This is a genomic window from Sphingobacterium olei (assembly GCF_005048855.1).
Taxonomy (GTDB): Bacteria; Bacteroidota; Bacteroidia; order Sphingobacteriales; family Sphingobacteriaceae; genus Sphingobacterium; species Sphingobacterium olei.
Genome location: NZ_SUME01000003.1, coordinates 416,473 through 435,276, shown reverse-complemented (window position 1 = coordinate 435,276; position 18,804 = coordinate 416,473). Strand labels below are relative to the sequence as shown.

Genomic DNA, 18,804 nt, shown 5'->3' with positions numbered 1-18,804 from the left:
GATTGAATTACTTTTTGCGACCAAATTTTTGATGAGCTTGTGTAAAATGACCTGCGGAGAGCGCCGCAGCGATGGACAATTCGCCAGCCAACACCACGGCACCACATATTTCAGCAAACTTACGGGCCTTGCCCTGCCCGTAGCAATCCATCATTTCCAAGCACTCCCGCTGTGTGGGCAAATGTGTACCCCCTCCCACTGTACCCACTACCAAATTTGGTAGCGTGACACTTGCATAGAGCGAACCATCTTTATTCATCTCCATGCGCGTGATTCCGGTAGCTGCCTCTGCTACACAGGCCACATCCTGCCCTGTTGCCAAGAATAACGCGGCCAAACCATTTGCATAATGTCCATGCGCCCCGATCGCTCCGCTTTGAATGATACCAACGGTAGACGATCTCCAATACTCGGCCATGAGCTCAGGTGTCGTTTTAAGCACTTTATGCACAATCTCTTCGGCTAATACAATCTCGCTGGTCACTTTCTTTCCACGTACGTTCGTGAAGGACAATGCAGTAGCTTTTTTATCACCCGAATAATTGCCTTCGATAAACCATAATTTGGGTTTGGTCGGGCATTTTTCGATAATATAACGGCATATGGCATCGGTACAGATCGTAACCATATTTTGTCCGGCGGCATCCCCCGTGTGGTACTCGAATGTTACAATTAGATGATTGCCCTCGATCTGGATTTTGACATCCATTAATTTAGCAAATCGACTAGTCTCCTTAACGATTTCCTTAAATTTGTCCACCTGCGGTAAGATCCAAGCTACAAATAGCCCCAGATCTGCAATATTTTCAAACTTAAAAACAGGACTCCGTTGAACACCTTCCATCAAACAAATGGAGGTAGCACCTCCAGCTAAATAGCAGGCCTTAGCACCGCGATGATACGATGCTACCAAAGCACCCTCACTTGTCGCTAGCGGAACATAAAAATCTCCCTGAGCAGATGATCCCGTAATACGTAGCGGCCCAATCACCCCCGTGGGAACACGGATCATACCTATATAATTTTCCACATTTCCGTTCAGGGAATCGTAATCTTCAAACCCTTTATTATCCATCAGATATGGATATTCTTGATTCTTTTTTTGAAGAAGGAACAGCCTACGTGCTGCTATACCCTCTTGGCTTACTTTCGGTTCAAAGGGTAGATCGTCTTCTTTTCGGTGAACCGGCGATTTCTTGTCCCGGATCTGCTCAATAGTTTCCTCCATCTGTTGTACGGTATTTATGATATGCAAGGCCGTGCTCGCTTTTTCTAATGAAGATGCCATATGTACTATTTATCCTTTAATTCCATTTTCGAAATAAATCGATAGGGAGACTTTATTTCGAAAAGGAATGTACGGAATATTCAGACACATCCAAAACATTTCAAACCAAAATATGTCGACATCGTGAATAGTTAAAACGAAAAAGGGGATGATCTCGCTACTGGTTTTATAACTTTATCACGAAGTTGTTTTTCCTAGCAGATACAAGCATACGACAGGATCAATGACGGGGTGGGGGTAAAATTGGAGCGACGATATTCAACGTCGAAATGTAAAACAAAAAAAGGCGATGAAATTCTTCATCGCCTTTTTTCTTTCTTAAAATTATCTGAATTACCCGTTGGATAACGCTGCTGCGCCGGAAACAATTTCTGTTAATTCGGTCGTAATCGCCGCTTGTCTTGCTTGGTTGTAAGACAATTTTAAAGCCTTCAATAAATCCCCTGCATTCTCAGTTGCTTTATCCATTGCTGTCATCCGGGCACCATGTTCAGACGCATTCGAGTCTAATACCGCTTTATACAACTGAATTTTGATAGCTTTCGGAATCAATTCCGCAACTATCTTTTCTTTCGAAGGTTCGATAATGTAATCTAATTCCATTACATCCTCATTTTTTTCTTCGGACAAAAGAGGTAATATCTGTTCTGAAGTCAAAATTTGAACGGCTGCATTGCGGAACTGATTATACACGACTTCTACACGATCAATATTACCCGCTTTAAATTCATCCATTACGTATTCAGTTACCTTAGACACGTTTTCAAAATCTAAATTATTGAATATATCGTTGTGATTGCCGATTACATTAAAACTACGTCTTGAGAAGAAATCGTGTCCTCTTTTACCAATAGCGATAAGGCTTACATCCCCTCTAGCAAACTGATCTGCATATTTGGCTGCGATCAAATTATTTGTCGTTTTTATGGCGTTTGCATTAAAAGCACCTGCCAGACCTCTATTCGAAGTAACAACAATAATTAATACTTTAGTAGGAACACGATCTTGTGTGAAAGGTGAATCATTCCCTTCAACAGAAGCAGAAACTTGCGCCAAAATTTCTCTTAGCTTATTGGCATAAGGACGTAATTGCACGATTGCATTAGTTGCACGTTTCAATTTAGCAGCAGATACCATTTTCATTGCTTTGGTGATCTGTTGCGTCGATGTTACCGAAGTAATACGATTTCTAACTTCTTTTAAATTTGCCATATTCGAGATCAAAGATTTGAGATATGAGACGTGAGATCTAATATCTCAAATCCCACGTCCGAAATCTAAAATTAATATTTTGAAGATAATTCTATTGCTACAGTTTCTAATACATCAGTCAAATCGTCTGAGAATTTACCGGCTTTTAAGGCCGATAATACCTCTGGATGACGTTGCTCCAATTGTGTTAAATACTCCTCTTCGAATTGTCTAACTTTGTCCACAGGAACATTACGTAATAACCCTTTCGTACCCGCATAGATGATAGCAACTTGTTTCTCTACAGATACCGGTGAGAATTGACCTTGCTTTAATATCTGTACGTTACGGATACCTTTATCCAATACGGATTTAGTAGCGGCATCTAGATCTGATCCAAACTTAGCAAATGCTTCCAGCTCACGGTATTGTGCTTGATCCAACTTCAATGTACCAGATACCTTTTTCATCGATTTAATCTGTGCATTCCCCCCAACACGTGATACGGAAATACCTACGTTTATCGCTGGACGAATACCTGCATTGAATAGATTAGACTCCAAGAAGATCTGACCATCCGTAATCGAAATAACGTTGGTAGGGATATATGCAGATACATCACCTGCTTGTGTTTCGATGATCGGTAAAGCTGTTAATGAACCCCCTCCTTTTACCAAATGCTTGATAGATTCTGGTAAATCATTCATATTTTTAGCGATATCGTCGGAAGAGTTGATTTTCGCAGCTCTTTCTAACAAACGGCTATGTAAATAGAATACATCACCGGGGTATGCCTCACGACCTGGAGGACGTCTCAATAGTAAAGAAACCTCACGGTATGCTACAGCTTGCTTTGATAAATCATCATAAACGATCAACGCCGGACGACCTGTATCGCGGAAGAACTCTCCAATAGCTGCACCCGCCATTGGCGCATAAAACTGAAGTGGAGCCGGATCAGCAGCAGAAGCTGCTACAACTACAGTGTAAGCCATAGCACCAGTCTCTTCTAATGTACGAACAATGTTCGCTACGGTAGAATTCTTTTGACCTACGGCAACATAGATACAGAAAACTGGTTGCCCAGCATCATAAAACTCTTTTTGATTGATAATCGTATCGATACAAACCGCGGTTTTACCAGTTTGACGGTCACCGATAACCAACTCGCGTTGTCCACGACCTACGGGAATCATCGCATCGATAGCCTTTATACCCGTTTGAAGGGGCTCAGTTACCGGTTGACGGAAGATTACACCCGGAGCTTTACGCTCGATAGGCATCTCATACGTATCACCCAAGATAGGACCTTTACCATCAATAGGTTGACCTAAGGTATTTACTACACGTCCTAACATACCTTCGCCTACTTTAATAGATGCAATGCGGTTTGTACGTTTGATCGTATCACCTTCTTTGATTTCGTCAGAAGGACCTAAAAGTACAACACCGACGTTGTCTTCTTCTAAGTTCAATACTATACCTTGTAATCCATTAGCAAATTCAACCAACTCACCTGATTGAACTTTTGTTAAGCCGTAAATACGTGCAATACCGTCTCCTACTTGCAACACGGTACCCACTTCTTCCAATTCGGCCTCTGACTTAAAGCCTGACAACTGCTCTCTTAAAATTGCCGAAACTTCATCTGGTCTTACCTCTATCATTTTAAATTCGTATAAGGGGTTTTAGATTCTATTACTTTATTATTCGCCAGGGAGTTAAACACCTTGACTACTAAAATGTCTTTCTAACTTATTTAATTTACCAGCGATACTTACATCAAGTTGTCTATCGCCCACTTTTACCACGAAACCACCGATCAACGCCGTATCCACCTTATTAGTAAGGATAACCTCCGCATTGATCTCTTGTGCGATCTTAGCTTTTAAGGATTGTAAATTAGCTTCAGATAACGCAGTCGCTGAAGTCACCTCCGCGTTAACGATGCCCTTTACTTCATTGTATTCGCGGATAAACTCTTGTGCAGTAGCGTACACTAGCCCACTACGCCCTTTTCTGACCATAATATTAAAGAATCCTAATATTTCAGGCCGTACTTTATCTTTAAATAGGGCTTCTAAGATACTACTCTTTTTATCTATTTTAATGATAGGATTACTTAAAACAGCTTGCAACTCAGAATTAGATTTTATCAAAGCGACAATTTGTTCCATATCGACTTTTATAACTTCTAAACTTCCTTGTTGTTGTGCTAAATCAATTAGTGATTTGGCGTATCTTGAAGCAACTTTGAATACTGACATGCGTTAATATTTAATTTGCGTAACCAATTAGTTTAATTTCACATCTTTCAACAAGTCTGCTACTAGTGCCTCTTGTTTTCCTTGGTCTTCAAATTCCGTTGTTAATACTTTACGGGCAATCGCTAAAGATAAAGCAGATACTTGACCTTTTACCTCGGCTAATGCTTTTGTCTTTTGATCCTCGATCTCACGTTTTGCCTGTTCGATTAGCTTTGCACCTTCCGTTTGCGCGGCTACTTTTGCTTCAGCTACGATTTTGTCTTTTAGTTCTTTAGCTTCCTTTAAAATTACATCGCGTTCAGCACGTGCTTCTTTCAAAAGTTGCTCATTTTGATTGGTCAAACGAGTCATCTCTAACTTTGCCTTTTCGGCAGAAGCTAAAGCATCAGCAATACCACTTTCACGCTCTTCTAAAGCATTAACAATTGGTTTCCAAGCAAACTTGCCCAACAAAAAGATAATAACCAATAATACGATTAATTGCCAAAAGAACAAACCGTATGAGAACTGATTAATTAATGCATCCATTATATATAGTGTAAAATGTTAATTTTTTAATTCTTGTCATTTTAATGAAACACAATCTGCAACCAACCGTTGCAAATTGTGTTTGTACTTTGCTATTGATTATTTACCTAAAAGTAAAGCACCGAATGCTAAACCTTCTAGTAAGGCACCAATAATGATCATCGCAGTTTGAATTTTAGATGTTGCTTCTGGTTGGCGAGCGATAGCTTCCATTGCAGAACCACCGATTTTACCTAAGCCAATCCCTGCACCGATTACGATTAAACCTGCTCCAATTAAGTTGTACATAATAATTATTTTATAAAATTTAACAAAAATTCTGATTAATGATGCGTATGTTCTTCTACAGCCATACCAATAAATAACGAAGATAACATCGTAAAGATAAAGGCTTGCAAAAACGCTACAAACAATTCAATTACCATAAGAAAACAAGTAAGTATCATTGAAACGCCTATACTTCCGCCTACGGTTAATTGATTTTGTAATAAATAAACGATGGCTATTAATCCCATGATTACCGTGTGACCGGCTGTGATATTAGCAAAAAGACGCACCATGAGCGAGAAAGGCTTGGTAAACATACCCAACACTTCAATAGGTGCCAAAACGAACTTAAACGGAACAGGTACTCCCGGCATCCAGAAAATGTGTTTCCAATAGTCTTTGTTCGCTTTGATATTGGTAACAAAAAAAGTAAACAAGGCTAAACATAGCGTAATACTGATATTACCTGTCACGTTAAATCCAAGAGGTGTAAGTCCTAACAAATTTAACGTCAGGATTAAGAAGAATACCGAAAGTAGATAAGGCATAAATTCTTTATAACGATGTCCGATATTTTGAATCGCCATCTCATCACGCACATACAGCACCAATGGCTCTAGCACACGGCCGATGCCCTTCGGAATGGCGTTAGCTCCTTTTTTATACGTTTTTGCTAGACTTAGAAAGCCCCAAAACAATAAAATTCCAGCTAAGAATAATCCAACTACATTCTTTGTAATAGAGAAATCCAATGGTTTTGCATTCGTCGGATGCTGGTGTTCGTCGTAATTCAATATACCCGAAGCATCTGTCTTGTAAATTTTACCATGATATAATTTATAGAAGGTCCCCCCTTTTTCTACGATATGCTCACCATGGTGAAATTCTCCGGAAGAGAATATTTTTAACCCACCATCAATCAAAATCACAGGTAGCGGAAATCCATAATGTTTACCGGCTTTTTTATCACTGAATAAAGAAAAATAGTGATCATCTTCCAAGTGATGTGCGATATACGCTTTGATTTCATCGTCTTGCGTCTTAGGTGCATCTCCATGCACGTCATCCGCTGCTCTCAGACTGAAAGGGTTAACAGTAAAAAAAATTACTGTAAATACTAAAAGTGTTCTCTTAAGACTCACCATTTTAACTAACGTTGAATAATGAAAAATTTTGCGCAAAAATACAATTTTATTTGGCATTAAATACCTTTTATTGAAACTTTTTATAAAAATGCTTCACTCACTTATTTTAACCTTCATTTATCACTTTAAAAGCCACAAAAACATCAGAAAATAAGAAAACAAGAAATACAACCAGGAAATTATATTCAATAAAATCATTTTCAGATTTATTTAAACCGTCCTGAATAAACAGATAGCTCGCTATCACCTTAACCGTCATCACGCCAAGAAATATAAAACCAACGTTTTTCGGCATTGTCCACTGACCTAGCAAAACAACAATTGTAACAAAAAATGAAGCTATAAAACCAAAAAAATACAAACTTAGCAAAGAGTACCCCGATTGCACCCAATATTGTTGACTACCCCTGCCTTCCAAAACGAAGTGATGAATACCGTAAGTGCCGCCTGCAACAGCCAATAACAAAAGAATATATTTTAAATATTTATTCATGCTTATTTATATAATTCACCTGTCTGATGAACTGATAAAGTGAAATGATCACACCCAACATGGTAAGTCCTTTCATTCCCCAACTTCCGTTCACTTCGTACTTATCATCCAACCACGTACCCAACCAATAAAAAGCATAGATAATTACCCCCATCTGCACAGGCATACTGGCAAAAACTAGCCATTTATTTACTTTTTTATCTGGCGGCTTCGTTTTCAAAATAACAAGTTGATTGGCTCCCTTAATAAGTGGCAAATATAGTTATTTTAAACAAACATCTGTCATTTACTATCCTGCCTTTATCGCTAAAACTTTTTGGCCTATTTTAATCTCCGGATATGAAAAATCATCCCCTAATAGCATCTTGATCTCGGAAGAAGATTTACCTTCATTTTTTTGCAAGACATCCAGTATCTTTTCCAATTTTCCCTGGGAAATCAAATCTTCAGCATCAATCTCATTTCCAACGAAATTAATCAAATGTCCATAGATAGTCCCCTCTACCATACCACGTTTATCCGCAATCTGCTTAATATCAAACCCGTCTAGATACATATCCAAGGAGACCTGTTTTGTATCGGTATCCTTTTCTGCCTCATCCTCCTTGATAGAGACAGAATCATCTTTGACACTTTCTATTTTCAAAGGTACAGCCTCCAGATCTCCGTCCTGTGTCAAAGCCTGCGCGATCGTGAGGCAGTGTTTCAAAACTTCATGTTTGCGCTTAAAATCTAACAAAAGTGCTTTTAACTCTTGAATGTATTTTTTGGTACGCTTACGGATCTGCCAGTCATCAATATGCTTTTGGGTAGCATCAATGAGATCCACCTCCATTTTTGGCAAAAACCAGTTCACTGCCGATTGCGTACGCTCACATATTTTATCATAATCCAAGGTTTGAGGATCTGACAACATGTTATACAATTGTGTAACGAATTTATGCGCCACCTGTTCTTGTGCTTTGATCTTCAACGTCAGCTCCTCAAAAAACTGTACTGCCCCCGCTTTGTTATCCACGTTTCGTTCGACCAAACTATCAGATAGCTCTTTGGTTGCTTCCGTCAGCGTATTAAATCGGAAACTCTGGAGAAGTATTTGACCAAGATATCCACGTTGGCATTGTTTTAATATCCCAACAACCTCGTCTTCCTTCATCAAACGCTTCATAAAATCGACCACTTGATAGTCCGTTCGTATAGAGTGGGGCGAAATCTTAGAGCGTAGCACCAGACCTTCAAGCCCGGTCAATCTACTCAGAGCGACATAAACTTGTCCCGCAGCAAAAGACGTTCCTGCATCGATAATTGCTTTTTCAAAGGTCAAACCTTGACTCTTGTGAATCGTTATGGCCCAAGCTAGCCGCAAGGGAAACTGCGAGAAGGTACCTAGCACTTCCTCCTCTATTTTATCTTCACCTTTATTGTATTTATATTTTATGTTCTCCCAGGTTTCTCGACGAACCACAACATCTTCTGAACCATCTTTAAATCCCACGAGAACCTGGTGCTTATCCAGCTTCAATTCTTTGACAAAACCTATTTTTCCATTAAAGAATTTCCGGTCTTCTCCAACATCATTTTTAATGAACATGACTTGAGCGCCTTCTTTTAACGCGAGCGTTTCTTCGGTGGGATATGCGCCTTGTTGAAAATCATCCTTAACAATAGCCTTTACATTATGCATTTTGCCCGACAATTTAACCAACTCTTCCTGGTTAATCTGATCGGCCAATCTGTTGTGAGAGGTGAGGGTGATATACTGGTCATCTTGAGAAGGCCTAAAGTCTTCCTTATAATGTCCATTTAATGCCATTAAATCATCACTCGAACATATATTATTTCGAATATTATTCAATATGGAAATAAATTCATCATCCTTCTGACGGTAAATTTGCTGTAATTCTAACATGACCAATGGATTGCCACGTAAGACCTTTGCATCAAAGAAAAACGGACTGGTGTAGTGGTCACGAAGTACATGCCATTCGTTATCTCTGACCACAGGGGGCAACTGATAGAGATCACCAATAAATAAAACTTGTACACCTCCGAACGGACGCATATCTCTACGAACGGATTTCAGTATGACATCAATAGCATCTAATGTATCTGCACGCACCATAGAAACCTCGTCAATGACCAAAAGTTCCAATTCCTGGAGAATGGCCCGACGTTGCTTCGTTAATTTAATCGTGCTAAAAAGTCTATTCTTATTGTAGATGTGATTGTCTGCATCATCCCACTTCAGCGGATAATCTGCTATAAAAACGCCAAATGGCAACCAAAATAAGGCATGCAAAGTTGTGCCCCCTGCATTCATTGCGGCTACACCTGTGGGTGCTGTAATAGCCATTTTTTTATAACAATTTTCGCGGATATATTTCAAAAAAGTAGTCTTGCCTGTTCCGGCTTTACCTGTCAGGAAAAGGTTCTGATTTGTCTGATTGACAAAAGCTACAGCTTGTTTAAATACTATATTGCTATGATCGTAGTTTATAGATTCCATATTCAATGGCAAAGGTACGGTTTTTCTGAAAGTATCTATTCTCAAAGGCCGTCAAGTAGCTTCATCGCGGATAATCTTCCATGAGCTTCGGGATTCCGCCGTACCGCTAAGCTCCCATGCTGCGGACAGGTCAATGTCATAAAATGCTATCACCATGTAGCCCCTACGGGATAGTCCTTAACCTAACGACATTAACCGGTTTTTATCACTATTTTTACTACAGTTTTATTTTTGATTATGATATTTTCAAAGAATGTATTATCTTCATCGTCACTATAAATCAATTAGCCATGACGTATATAGATAAAGGCGAATTATTCAGCCAAATTGAAAAACAAATCACTGATCGAGGATTTACCATTGAAAATACCGATCAAAATAGACCTTGGGGCGGATTCTTCGTGATTAATGAAGATCAAGCACAGCAATTTGCAAATGAATATTTTGAAGGGTTAGATGTACAAGATCTAAAAATATCAGGGAAGCTAAGTCCAAAAATTTTAATTGTAGGACCAAACAAACGCCTCTCTTGGCAGTATCATCATCGTCGTGCCGAGATTTGGCGCGTAATACGCGGCGAAGTGGGCGTAGTAACCAGTCCCAATGATGATGAGCATGAGCTTAAAATACTCAAAGAAGGTGATACCATACGCCTCAGTCAGGGTGAGCGTCATCGCTTAGTAGGACTAGGTGGATTCGGTGTTGTTGCCGAAATCTGGCAACATACAGATGCGTCTAACCCTTCGGATGAAAGTGACATCGTACGTGTACAAGACGATTTTGGTAGATAGTTGTCACGCAAAATTTCCGTATCAAAAACCATAAATAAATGCAAATTTTAACTGTTGTAACTACTATTTATTAATGATTAAACAGAAATTTGTTAAAACGATAGCAGTTTTGATTTTCACATTTATGGTTTTTGATTCTTACGGACAGTTGTACTGCTACGGAGAGAATGCAGATGCTCCCCAACTTATCAAAACCAACCTCCTAACCCTTCCCTTCAAAACATTTCAACTCCAGTACGAAAGATCTATAAAGCCTAAAACTTCTATAGGATTAAGCTTTTCGTTCACACCAAACAGAAACCTTCCTTTTCAGGATTTATATATTGACAGAATAGAGGACGAAAATGGCAGAAAAACTATTGAGGAGGCTCAATATAACCGATTTTCGATTCAACCCGAAATACGATTTTATTTTGGCAACAATAATACGTTCACGAAATTTTATTTTGCTCCCTATCTTAAATATTCGAGATACACGTCTTCATTTCGATTAAATTACGACTATATCAACACTATAGACAACACCTTATCGGCCGTAGAAATTCCCATCAAAGGGCCAATCAACACCATTAGTGCCGGCTATGGAATTGGTTTACAGTATCATATTGTTAAAGATTTTTATTTGGATTGGCAAATCATTGGGAATCATTTCGGATATGCGTTTGGCAAAGTCTCCGGAACGTCTTCTCAGCCCCTATCCCAAGATATTCAGAACGATATAAGCCGAACACTTCAACAACTAGATAAAATCCCGGTCTACAAATTTGATTACCATGTCGATGAGCGAATAGTTGAAGTAAAGCCAAACGGCCCAATTGTTGGATTGACAATGGGATTGTCAATCGGATATCGATTTAGATAGCTCTTACTCTTGTTGTTGCTAACTCACTCCACAGATCACTTTTACAGTTAAAGAAGATCTATTCTTTAACAAATAGCATACAGAATATCATCTATTTTTTTTATATTTTTGTCAGGTTTCTTAATTGAGTTAACAAATGACTACATATAACGAAGATAGTATCCGATCACTCGACTGGAAAGAGCATATTCGCTTACGCCCGGGGATGTATATTGGTAAACTTGGAGATGGATCTGCCTATGATGATGGCATCTATGTACTTTTAAAAGAGGTAGTAGACAACTCCATTGATGAATTTGTGATGGGAGCAGGCAGAACTATTGACATTACGGTCAATGACAATAAGGTTACCGTACGTGACTTTGGTCGTGGCATTCCTATCGGATCAGTAGTAGACGTGGTCTCTAAGATAAACACCGGGGGTAAATATGACAGTAAAGCTTTCCAAAAATCAGTAGGTTTAAATGGAGTAGGTACAAAAGCTGTAAATGCGCTTTCATCCCAATTTACTGTACAGTCTTATCGTCAGGGTATAACCCGTATTGCACAATTCAGTAAAGGAGAGCTAGTCGACGACGAACAGAAAGAAACTACACAACGAAACGGAACAGCTGTAACGTTCTATCCGGACGATAGTATATTCAAACACTACAAATACAGAATTGAGTACGTTGAAAATATGATCTGGAACTACGTTTTCTTGAACTCAGGATTAACGATCAATTTTAACGGCCAAAAATTCATTTCTGAAAACGGGTTAAGGGATCTGTTAGAAAGAAATGTAGAAACAGACTCGATGCGCTATCCGATTATTCACCTGAAAGGTGAAGATATTGAAATTGCGATGACGCACGGACAGCAATATGGCGAGGAATACTATTCATTTGTAAATGGTCAGCATACCACCCAAGGGGGTACTCATCAAGCCGCATTTCGTGAAGCAGTCGTAAAGACAATTCGCGAGTTTTACAAAAAGGAATACGATGCCTCCGATATTAGGGCATCTATCATAGCGGCTATAGCCATAAAAGTACAAGAGCCTGTTTTTGAATCACAAACGAAGACAAAATTAGGTTCTCAAAGCATCGGCCCTGATGGCCCGACTGTCCGAACGTTTATAAATGATTTCGTAAAGAAAGCTTTGGACGACTATTTACGTAAAAACTCAGCAACGGCTGAAGCCTTACAAAAACGTATTCTGCAGTCTGAGAGGGAACGTAAAGATATAGCCGGTATCAAGAAATTAGCGAACGAACGGGCAAAAAAAGCTTCTTTACATAATAGAAAACTGCGTGACTGTAAAGTACATTTTGGAGATAAGCATGAACGGACACAAGATACTACTCTCTTTATCACAGAGGGAGATTCTGCGAGTGGATCTATTACTAAATCGCGGGACGTACAAACCCAGGCCGTATTCAGCTTAAAAGGAAAACCCCTGAATTGCTTTGGGTTGACGAAAAAAATTGTTTACGAAAACGAAGAGTTCAACCTCTTACAACATGCACTAAATATTGAAGACGGCTTGGATGGATTACGCTATAACAACATCGTAATCGCTACCGATGCCGATGTCGACGGCATGCACATTCGTCTACTGATGATGACATTCTTCCTTCAATTTTTCCCTGATCTGGTAAAAGCCGGACATGTATCGATTTTACAAACCCCACTATTTCGGGTTCGTAACAAAAAAGAAACGATCTATTGTTATTCCGACGAGGAAAGGCAACGGGCAATTTCTAAACTCGGAGGAAAACCGGAGATCACACGCTTCAAAGGATTAGGCGAAATCTCGCCTTCCGAGTTTGGCTTATTTATCGGTGGAGACATCCGGTTAGAACCAGTAATCTTATCTAAAGATAATAAACTTCAACAGTTGTTAGAATATTACATGGGCAAAAATACGCCAGACAGGCAAAAACATATTGTAAATAATTTACGTGTAGAATTGGATCTTGAAGAGGAGCTCGCTTTAGCAAAAGCAGCTCAGCAAGCGAGTTAACAATCACATACAGTTAAAAGGAAGGAGAACAGACAGCCTAAAACCATGCAAAACCCAACCTTAATTCTTATCCAATGTAAGGATGCCGTCGGATTAGTAGCCGGCATTTCCAATGTAGTCGCCAAACATGAATTAAATATCATCACCATGCGTGAATACGTAGACGAAGAAAGTAATAAATTTTTCGTGCGTGTGGTGTGCTCTGGTATGTTAGGTTCTGAGGAAACGTTAATGCAGGACTTGATGTTACAATTACCCGAAAATTCGACGGTATCACTTTCTCCAGCTCAACGTAAAAAAATAGTTGTACTTGTTACCAAAGAGCACCATTGCCTTGCCGACATTTTAGTCCGAAACTATTTTAACACCTTACAGGCAGAAGTATTAGCAGTTGTCGGCAATTACGAAACGTTAAAAGAATTTACCGAAAAGTTTGATATTCCCTATCATTACTTATCCCATGAGAATATCTCCAAAGAAGAATTCGAAGACAAATTAGCAGAAGCGTTGAACATCTATCAAGCAGACTACATTATACTTGCCAAATTTATGCGCATATTATCCCCCGGTTTTGTAAAGCAATTCAAAGGTAAGCTTATTAATATTCACCATTCCTTCTTACCGGCATTCATAGGTGCAAATCCATATAAGCAGGCACACGACAGAGGCGTTAAGATTATCGGTGCAACAGCACATTTTGTCACAGACGATCTGGATGAAGGACCAATTATCGTTCAAAACACAAAAACCATTGATCACAGTTACGATCTGCACAGAATGAAAACCGCAGGTAAAGAAATTGAAAAAGCAGTTTTAAGCAGAGCAATTCAACTTCTTACAGAAGATAGAGTGATGCTTAACGGGAATAAAACGATCGTTTTTAAATCGTAGGCTCCTATTTCTATAACGGAAAAGTGATCTCAATCACCTTTATAAGCTTTTGCAGTTATTTTTTAACCGCGGAATTTTAAGGTATTTGCGTCCAATAACATAAACACTTAATGGGACACTCTTTTCATATTCCGGTTTTGGGCTTAGCTTTTTCCATAGATAGCCCTATAAAAGTAGCTAAATTTGGCATTTCTTCTGTAATTTCGATTGTTGACGATGAACTAATCGAGCGCATGCGCAAGTATTATTCCGAATTACACGACAAACCATACATCCCAATTTTTAAAACAGAAAACGATGCACGTGCACGCCGTATTACCTCCTACCTGGATCTTGTACAGGATTTAGTAGATGAACAGGTAGATAGGCTACAGTCTGCAGCGTTGGATCAAGATCAGGAATTGAATCAATATTTCAAACTTCTGCCAGATAACAGTGAAACAAAAGCGCTGTACCAAGCTATAACAAAAGAAGGGTATGATGAAAATAGAAAAGATAAAACACGCTATCTAAAACAGCAAATGGTCATTGGGGATATCGATGTTAATATCATGTCCAAAGTAGATAAAATCAATGTTGACAATAAAGGAAATACATTAGAAGAACAATATTCTGATGCCTCGGCCGCTTTAAGAGGATTCGCAAACAGCAAATTATCTTCATCTGTAATACTATCCGCGGGAATGAACCCTAGACTATACAATTATTTAGCAGAGTTGAAGCAGTTTCGTCCAAACAATACTGGCAAATTTGCCAAGAAAATTACACTTAAGGTTAGTGATTACAGATCTGCTTTTATTCAAGCTAAATTTTTGGCAAAAAAAGGAATTTGGATCTCAGAATTCCGAATCGAATCAGGGTTAAATTGTGGTGGACATGCATTTGCAACCGATGGATTCCTGCTAGGCCCTATTCTGGAAGAATTTAAAGAGCGACGAAACAACCTCACGCAGGAACTATTCCCAATCTATCAGCATGCCCTTGCAGAAAAAGGAATCCAAATCGATCAAACACCTGAGATAAAATTCACCGTGCAGGGTGGCATTGGAACCGCTGCTGAACAAAACTTTCTCTTAGACTATTATGGCATAGATCGTACCGGCTGGGGATCACCCTTTCTATTGGTCCCTGAGGCTACGACCGTAGATACAAAGACCTTAAATACATTAAGTACTGCAGAAAAAGAGGATTTCTACATCAGTGGTGCATCGCCGCTTGGTGTTCCATTCAACAACTTTCGGAAAAGCACAGCGGAACAGCAGCGTTTGCAACGCATCTCACAAGATCGTCCAGGCAGCCCGTGCACTAAAAAATACCTGATATCCAACACAGAATTTACAGCCGAACCTATTTGTACGGCCTCCCGGGTGTATCAATACAAGAAACTAAAGGAACTCGAATTAAAGAACCTAGATGCCGAAATTTATAAAAAAGAATTCGACAAGATAACGGATAAAGTCTGCCTATGTGAGGGATTAGCTTCTTCGGCCTACTTAAAATATAACATCGCTAAACCAAAAGATAGCAAAGCTGTGGCTATCTGTCCAGGCCCAAACACGGCTTATTTCAAAGGCCCCTACTCCTTAACTGAAATGATTGATCATATTTACGGACGTAAGGATTTATTGGATGGGGTAAGACGTCCTTCGCTTTTCATCAATGAGCTAAATCTTTACGTGGATTATATACGCACCTATGTAGAAACCAATCTCAATGATGTTAATGATAAAAAAGAGAAATACCTCACTAAATTTAAGCAGCAATTGCATGAAGGCATCGACTATTATAAAAATCTTAAGGACAAGATTTCCTTATTGTCGAACAACATGAAGCAAGATCTCTTGATGCAACTAGCTGATGCAGAAAACCAATTGAAATCCATTGAATTTATTGCAACGAAAGAACTCAGCGAAAATAATATTTATCAATAAACGAGTCAGAGCTGTCTCCTATGTTTGCAGAATGCAAATGTAGGAGACAGTCTCTTTATTTCTTCTTTGTTTTTCGGAATTTCCCAAATACACCCAGTGGCAATTTAGGGCCTGCTGTAGCCTGTAGATACAACTCCCCTATTTCCAGATTCGCCACCTGAGGAAACGAAGTCCGAATCAAATTTTCTACAATGACTGATGAAAATCCGAGGGAATAGGTGTTTAAAATAAGGAAATGTTCTTCCGGATCTAACAACTGAACGACATCCTGCATCATTTCCATGATATGGTCTTCCAATTTCCACTTCTCTCCTTTAGGACCATGACCATACGCGGGGGGATCCAAGATAATACCATTATATTTATTACCTCTTTTGAGCTCTCGTTTTACAAATTTCAATGCATCTTCGACAACCCAACGTATATTATCCACCCCAGAAAGTTCTTGATTCTCATTTGCCCAAGTCACCACCTGTTTTATGGAATCCACATGTGTGGTGTCCGCACCTGCAGCTTTAGCTATTAACGAAGCTCCTCCCGTATATGCAAACAGATTTAATACCTTGGGTTGAGGTGTTTCAAATGATTTTACACTTTCGGATATATAATCCCAATTAACCGCCTGCTCGGGGAAAATGCCCACATGCTTAAAAGATGTCAATCCTAAGCGCAATTTGATCTCAACATCCTTATTCTTGTATTCAATATGCCAACGATCTGCCGCTTTCGAATTTTTTTTTAACCACTCACCACTGGTAGCTGATCTTCCCTTGAATTTAATATGGTGTCTGCTATTCCATTCCGCGTCTCCCAACGTTTTTGGCCACACAGCTTGAGGTTCTGGACGGATTAAGATTAAGTCACCAAACCGCTCTAATTTTTCAAAATTCCCACAGTCGATTAGTTCATAATCCTTCCAGTGCTGCGGAGTAAGCAATTGAATAGTTGTAATTTCAGACAAAGCAATCGTATTTTTTGTGCAAAGATAGATGTTAGATATGATTATTTATTATTTATTTCATCGTTTCTCGAGCAGCTTTCATTAATGGACTTGCAAACACAAAATCATTAAGTTCCTTCACATCTGATTTGAGCATGTCTTTATTAGATCCTTCCCAAAATTTTTCACCTTTATGGAGAAACATCACATATTCCCCTATCCCCATAACAGAGTTCATATCATGAGTTACAACAATAGTCGTCGATTGGTACTCTTCTGTCAAATCCTGAATTAACTCATCAATTAATATTGACGTCGCGGGATCTAATCCCGAATTCGGTTCATCACAAAACAAGTATTTTGGATTCATGCTAATAGCACGCGCAATACCTACACGTTTTTTCATTCCTCCAGACAATTCTGCGGGAAACAAGTTATTTTTACCGGCTAAGTTAACCCGTTCCAAACAAAAATTTGCCCTATCTACTTTTTCAGCAAGACTCATTTCAGTGAACATATCCAGTGTAAACACAATATTTTGTTCCACAGTCATCGAGTCAAATAACGCTGACGCTTGAAAAAGCATACCAATTTCCTTACGAATGGGCACTTTTTCCTCAAAATCCATCTTCGTAAACTCCTGTTTACCAAAGAACACTCTCCCTTGATCTGGTTGATGCAGACCGACTATACATTTAAGAAGCGTACTTTTACCCGAACCCGATCCACCGATAATCATACTTACTTTTCCTGGTTCATATACCGCATCTATCCCCTTCAATACTTGATTATCACCAAAAGCTTTATGTATATTCTGTATCTCAATCATAAATTCATCCCTATTTTTATAAAAGTAAAGCGGTAATGATGTAATCACTAGCAAGAATAGCAATACAGCCTATAACTACTGCTCTCGTACCTGCTTGCCCCACTTCTAAAGCACCACCTCGCACATGAAAACCCTTGTGAGCGGGTACAGAAGTAATGATAAAACCATAAAAAACAGCTTTAACCATCGCAACCACCATCGTAAAACCCTTAAAAGATTCCCTAATTCCAATGATGTAATCTCCAGCGCTGACCGCCCCCGTCAATGAACCACCAAGCAACCCACCTACTAAAGCACAAAAAATAGCAATAATGACTACAATAGGCATCATGACTACACCAGCGACTATCTTGGGAAGAATTAAGTACCCGGCGGCATTTATGCCCATAATTTCCAAGGCATCGATTTGTTCAGTGACCCGCATAGATCCAATTTGTGAAGAAATTGACGAACCTACTTTTCCCATGAGAACCAAGGCGGAAATAGTAGGCCCCAGCTCCAGAATATTAGAGTCGCGGTTAATCTGTCCGATAATTGAATTAGGTATTAAATCGGAAACCAATTGAAATGCAATTTGCATCGTCATTACTGCTCCAATAAAAGTAGATATAATGACAATCAAGCCAATGGATCCTACTCCGATCTCATTCATTTCATGTAAGATCTCTTTCCAATAAATTTTCCACTTTTCCGGCTTCTTGAAAACCTTCTTTAGCAGCAGCAAATATTCACCAAAATGATAGAAAATCATATAACTTACTTACGGTTTATGCTAAAATACATATTTATTAATAGTATACCCGATTTTTTTGAGTATTTGTTCCCATGCATCTTTAAATCACTTACCGACAGAATCATCCCCTTTACCGA

18 protein-coding genes are annotated in these 18,804 nt (G+C 39.1%); 5 read left to right on the top strand and 13 right to left on the bottom strand.

From position 1 onward, the window contains the following. Nucleotides 1-7: 7 nt before the first annotated feature. The 10 genes from FAZ15_RS09115 to FAZ15_RS09070 form a co-directional block, all read right to left on the bottom strand. Entirely contained in the window at nucleotides 8-1,288 is a 1,281-nt protein-coding gene (locus tag FAZ15_RS09115) for a hydroxymethylglutaryl-CoA reductase (protein ID WP_136900997.1), read from the bottom strand. Nucleotides 1,289-1,621: 333 nt separating this feature from the next. Continuing rightward, nucleotides 1,622-2,500, bottom strand: a complete 879-nt coding sequence (gene atpG / locus FAZ15_RS09110; RefSeq protein ID WP_136900996.1) for an ATP synthase F1 subunit gamma — start codon at nucleotides 2,498-2,500, stop codon at nucleotides 1,622-1,624. A 71-nt stretch (nucleotides 2,501-2,571) separates the two neighbouring features. Then, entirely contained in the window at nucleotides 2,572-4,146 is a 1,575-nt protein-coding gene (gene atpA / locus FAZ15_RS09105) for a F0F1 ATP synthase subunit alpha (protein ID WP_136900995.1), read from the bottom strand. Nucleotides 4,147-4,200: 54 nt separating this feature from the next. Beyond that, nucleotides 4,201-4,746, bottom strand: coding sequence for an ATP synthase F1 subunit delta (gene atpH / locus FAZ15_RS09100; RefSeq protein ID WP_136900994.1), 546 nt, complete (start codon nucleotides 4,744-4,746; stop codon nucleotides 4,201-4,203). A gap of 27 nt (nucleotides 4,747-4,773) precedes the next feature. Next, nucleotides 4,774-5,274: a F0F1 ATP synthase subunit B gene (locus FAZ15_RS09095; RefSeq protein WP_136900993.1), complete on the bottom strand. Its 501-nt coding sequence runs from the start codon at nucleotides 5,272-5,274 to the stop codon at nucleotides 4,774-4,776. Between the two features lie 99 nt (nucleotides 5,275-5,373). Next, nucleotides 5,374-5,562 carry an ATP synthase F0 subunit C gene (atpE, locus tag FAZ15_RS09090; RefSeq protein WP_136819682.1) on the bottom strand — a complete coding sequence of 63 codons (189 nt, stop codon included), beginning with the start codon at nucleotides 5,560-5,562 and terminating at the stop codon, nucleotides 5,374-5,376. Nucleotides 5,563-5,597: 35 nt separating this feature from the next. Next, nucleotides 5,598-6,686 carry a F0F1 ATP synthase subunit A gene (gene atpB / locus FAZ15_RS09085; protein WP_136900992.1) on the bottom strand — a complete coding sequence of 363 codons (1,089 nt, stop codon included), beginning with the start codon at nucleotides 6,684-6,686 and terminating at the stop codon, nucleotides 5,598-5,600. Nucleotides 6,687-6,792: 106 nt separating this feature from the next. Continuing rightward, nucleotides 6,793-7,179: a hypothetical protein gene (locus FAZ15_RS09080; RefSeq protein ID WP_136900991.1), complete on the bottom strand. Its 387-nt coding sequence runs from the start codon at nucleotides 7,177-7,179 to the stop codon at nucleotides 6,793-6,795. Continuing rightward, nucleotides 7,172-7,435 (bottom strand): AtpZ/AtpI family protein, encoded by a 264-nt coding sequence (locus FAZ15_RS09075; RefSeq protein ID WP_238387205.1) that lies wholly within the window; start codon nucleotides 7,433-7,435, stop codon nucleotides 7,172-7,174. Before FAZ15_RS09075 ends, FAZ15_RS09080 begins: the two co-directional genes overlap by 8 nt. Nucleotides 7,436-7,468: 33 nt before the next feature. Further along, nucleotides 7,469-9,685: a helix-turn-helix domain-containing protein gene (locus tag FAZ15_RS09070; protein WP_136900990.1), complete on the bottom strand. Its 2,217-nt coding sequence runs from the start codon at nucleotides 9,683-9,685 to the stop codon at nucleotides 7,469-7,471. 290 nt (nucleotides 9,686-9,975) lie between these two features. On the opposite strand from FAZ15_RS09070, the gene FAZ15_RS09065 reads away from it, so the two are divergent. The 5 genes from FAZ15_RS09065 to FAZ15_RS09045 all read left to right on the top strand — a co-directional run bounded on the left by FAZ15_RS09065 (nucleotide 9,976) and on the right by FAZ15_RS09045 (nucleotide 16,165). After that, a complete protein-coding gene (locus FAZ15_RS09065) occupies nucleotides 9,976-10,476 on the top strand; it encodes a cupin domain-containing protein (RefSeq protein ID WP_136900989.1) in 501 nt (166 codons plus the stop codon). Nucleotides 10,477-10,549: 73 nt separating this feature from the next. Beyond that, complete coding sequence (locus FAZ15_RS09060; protein ID WP_136900988.1) at nucleotides 10,550-11,338, top strand: DUF3575 domain-containing protein; 789 nt, start codon at nucleotides 10,550-10,552, stop codon at nucleotides 11,336-11,338. Between the two features lie 136 nt (nucleotides 11,339-11,474). Continuing rightward, nucleotides 11,475-13,343 (top strand): DNA topoisomerase IV subunit B, encoded by a 1,869-nt coding sequence (locus FAZ15_RS09055; protein WP_136900987.1) that lies wholly within the window; start codon nucleotides 11,475-11,477, stop codon nucleotides 13,341-13,343. Nucleotides 13,344-13,388: 45 nt separating this feature from the next. After that, a complete protein-coding gene (gene purU, locus FAZ15_RS09050) occupies nucleotides 13,389-14,234 on the top strand; it encodes a formyltetrahydrofolate deformylase (RefSeq protein ID WP_136900986.1) in 846 nt (281 codons plus the stop codon). 110 nt (nucleotides 14,235-14,344) lie between these two features. After that, complete coding sequence (locus tag FAZ15_RS09045) at nucleotides 14,345-16,165, top strand: hypothetical protein (protein WP_136900985.1); 1,821 nt, start codon at nucleotides 14,345-14,347, stop codon at nucleotides 16,163-16,165. A 55-nt stretch (nucleotides 16,166-16,220) separates the two neighbouring features. Here the strand turns inward: FAZ15_RS09045 and FAZ15_RS09040 are convergent, their stop codons facing one another. The 3 genes from FAZ15_RS09040 to FAZ15_RS09030 are packed head-to-tail and all read right to left on the bottom strand — an operon-like array spanning nucleotide 16,221 to nucleotide 18,685. Beyond that, nucleotides 16,221-17,126, bottom strand: a complete 906-nt coding sequence (locus FAZ15_RS09040; RefSeq protein ID WP_136900984.1) for a class I SAM-dependent methyltransferase — start codon at nucleotides 17,124-17,126, stop codon at nucleotides 16,221-16,223. Between the two features lie 52 nt (nucleotides 17,127-17,178). After that, nucleotides 17,179-17,934, bottom strand: a complete 756-nt coding sequence (locus tag FAZ15_RS09035; protein ID WP_136900983.1) for an ABC transporter ATP-binding protein — start codon at nucleotides 17,932-17,934, stop codon at nucleotides 17,179-17,181. Nucleotides 17,935-17,950: 16 nt separating this feature from the next. Beyond that, complete coding sequence (locus tag FAZ15_RS09030; RefSeq protein WP_136900982.1) at nucleotides 17,951-18,685, bottom strand: MlaE family ABC transporter permease; 735 nt, start codon at nucleotides 18,683-18,685, stop codon at nucleotides 17,951-17,953. Between the last annotated feature and the right edge of the window lie 119 nt (nucleotides 18,686-18,804).

Bases quoted from the DNA above. Each gene is read 5' to 3' on its own strand.
- FAZ15_RS09080 (WP_136900991.1), bottom strand. From the start codon at position 7,179: ATGAATAAATATTTAAAATATATTCTTTTGTTATTGGCTGTTGCAGGC.
- FAZ15_RS09030 (WP_136900982.1), bottom strand. From the start codon at position 18,685: ATGATTTTCTATCATTTTGGTGAATATTTGCTGCTGCTAAAGAAGGTT.
- atpG (WP_136900996.1), bottom strand. From the start codon at position 2,500: ATGGCAAATTTAAAAGAAGTTAGAAATCGTATTACTTCGGTAACATCG.
- atpA (WP_136900995.1), bottom strand. From the start codon at position 4,146: ATGATAGAGGTAAGACCAGATGAAGTTTCGGCAATTTTAAGAGAGCAG.
- atpE (WP_136819682.1), bottom strand. From the start codon at position 5,562: ATGTACAACTTAATTGGAGCAGGTTTAATCGTAATCGGTGCAGGGATT.
- FAZ15_RS09095 (WP_136900993.1), bottom strand. From the start codon at position 5,274: ATGGATGCATTAATTAATCAGTTCTCATACGGTTTGTTCTTTTGGCAA.
- FAZ15_RS09035 (WP_136900983.1), bottom strand. From the start codon at position 17,934: ATGATTGAGATACAGAATATACATAAAGCTTTTGGTGATAATCAAGTA.
- atpH (WP_136900994.1), bottom strand. From the start codon at position 4,746: ATGTCAGTATTCAAAGTTGCTTCAAGATACGCCAAATCACTAATTGAT.
- FAZ15_RS09065 (WP_136900989.1), top strand. From the start codon at position 9,976: ATGACGTATATAGATAAAGGCGAATTATTCAGCCAAATTGAAAAACAA.
- FAZ15_RS09060 (WP_136900988.1), top strand. From the start codon at position 10,550: ATGATTAAACAGAAATTTGTTAAAACGATAGCAGTTTTGATTTTCACA.
- FAZ15_RS09045 (WP_136900985.1), top strand. From the start codon at position 14,345: ATGGGACACTCTTTTCATATTCCGGTTTTGGGCTTAGCTTTTTCCATA.
- FAZ15_RS09070 (WP_136900990.1), bottom strand. From the start codon at position 9,685: ATGGAATCTATAAACTACGATCATAGCAATATAGTATTTAAACAAGCT.
- purU (WP_136900986.1), top strand. From the start codon at position 13,389: ATGCAAAACCCAACCTTAATTCTTATCCAATGTAAGGATGCCGTCGGA.
- FAZ15_RS09055 (WP_136900987.1), top strand. From the start codon at position 11,475: ATGACTACATATAACGAAGATAGTATCCGATCACTCGACTGGAAAGAG.
- atpB (WP_136900992.1), bottom strand. From the start codon at position 6,686: ATGGTGAGTCTTAAGAGAACACTTTTAGTATTTACAGTAATTTTTTTT.
- FAZ15_RS09115 (WP_136900997.1), bottom strand. From the start codon at position 1,288: ATGGCATCTTCATTAGAAAAAGCGAGCACGGCCTTGCATATCATAAAT.